We start from the raw sequence: 809 nt of genomic DNA on the forward strand, positions 1-809 counted from the left end.
GAAATTGCTGGTATGGTCATTACTTGCTTTGATTGATAAAATCCTCTTAACACTCCTAAGACACCTATTAAAATAAAACTAAAACTGGCCATCTTTAACATGGGTGCTAAATTAGAATCGCCCATCCATCGGGTAATCATATTCGCAAACATAAAAAGCAAAATAAAGACGATAAAACCTATGCATTGTAATCGAAACATAACCCTTGTATAGACTTCATCGGATCGATTAACACCTATCACTTGAGTCACAGCACTTGGAATGGCATTCATAGATAAAATAACCCCTAGTGCTACGACAGGATATATTTGTTGATAAGCATATAAACCGTCATCACCTAAAACATTTTGATACGGAATGCGATAAATGGTACTTAGTATCTTCACAATAATTAATGCTAAGGTAAGTATAACGACGCCGTTAAACGCCGTCTCACTCTTAGTCTTCATCTTTAATCGCCATACTTTCTTCAATACATCTAACTAAGAATTTCAAACTATCTAACCATTGTTTTGATTTTGTTAGCGTTACATTCATTGCATTATTTTGCACGCCAACTTTCATTGCTCTACCAAGAGGTTGCGTCTGTTTAAACAATTCTTCTCCATTAATATCTTCAGTCGCTTTAGGTGATAAAATGATTTGTATAGATTTGCCTTTGTCTTTTATCAATTCGACACCCGCATGTAGAGCGTGGACTTTGATTTCAACAATGTCTAATAATCGTTCGACTTCAATTGGATAATCATTAAAACGATCTATTAATTCATCTTTGACATCGAAAAGTTGTTCTTCTGTTTCTACTTTTC

At 34.4% G+C, this 809-nt stretch carries 2 protein-coding genes; both read right to left on the reverse strand.

Translation table 11 applies throughout. From position 1 onward, the window contains the following. Positions 1-449, reverse strand: a 449-nt coding sequence (locus tag IE142_RS39705) for an oligosaccharide flippase family protein (RefSeq protein ID WP_191889425.1), incomplete at its 3' end; no start/stop codon positions are given. Then, the coding region (locus IE142_RS39710; protein WP_229831223.1) for a TRCF domain-containing protein at positions 439-809 on the reverse strand (371 nt) is incomplete at its 5' end. The genes IE142_RS39710 and IE142_RS39705, both read right to left, overlap by 11 nt.

This window comes from Streptomyces mutabilis, from assembly GCF_014649815.1.
Lineage (GTDB): Bacteria > Actinomycetota > Actinomycetes > Streptomycetales > Streptomycetaceae > Streptomyces > Streptomyces mutabilis.